Source organism: Clostridium sp. AM54-37XD (assembly GCF_003478225.1).
GTDB lineage: Bacteria > Bacillota > Clostridia > Lachnospirales > Lachnospiraceae > Coprococcus > Coprococcus ammoniilyticus.
Window position 1 is genome coordinate 1 of sequence record NZ_QUEV01000026.1, and the last position, 740, is coordinate 740.

Here is a 740-nt window from a genome sequence, read left to right on the forward strand (position 1 = left end):
GCTTCTTTTGTGTTATATTTTAGTCACCACAACAAAAAAACAAAAAAGGAGTTCTCTGCTATGGCTACTATAACACAAGATATGCGGTATCGTCTATCCTTAATCAAATACGCTGAAAGGTTTGGTGTCACCAAGGCTGCTATCAAATATAAAACCAACCGTCAATACATTTATCGTTGGAAACGACGTTATGACGGTTCTATTGAGTCCCTTCGTGACCGCTCTCGCAGACCCCATCATCATCCAAACCAACATACCCCTGAAGAGATCAAGCTGATCTTTGATATGCGCAGACGCAATCCCAATGCCGGTCTTGTTGTCTTTTGGGTTAAACTCAAGCAGCGTGGTTACTCCCGTTCCATCCCTGGACTATACAGATTTCTCCGTAAGCAGGGAATTATGGCAGTTCATCCGCCAAATCCTAAATATATTCCAAAGCCTTATGAACAGATGGATTATCCGGGACAACGCATACAGGTTGATGTAAAATTTGTTCCTTCTGCATGCCTCAAAAATCCCAAGGTCATCGGCAAACAATTCTTTCAGTATACTGCCATTGACGAGTATTCCAGATGGCGTTTCGTAGAGGCTTTTGAAGAACACAACACGTATTCTTCTGCTATGTTTATAGAGCATCTGGTGAAAGCCTTTCCGTTACCCATTCAATGTATCCAAACTGATAATGGAGCAGAATTTACAAATCGTTTTACCACTCACCGTGACAAACCCACACTATTTCA

At 41.8% G+C, this 740-nt stretch carries 1 protein-coding gene; it reads left to right on the forward strand.

The window, feature by feature from the left end; all coding sequences use genetic code 11:
* Positions 1-60: 60 nt before the first annotated feature.
* On the forward strand, positions 61-740 hold a 680-nt coding region (locus tag DXA07_RS12895; protein ID WP_118484881.1), incomplete at its 3' end, for a helix-turn-helix domain-containing protein.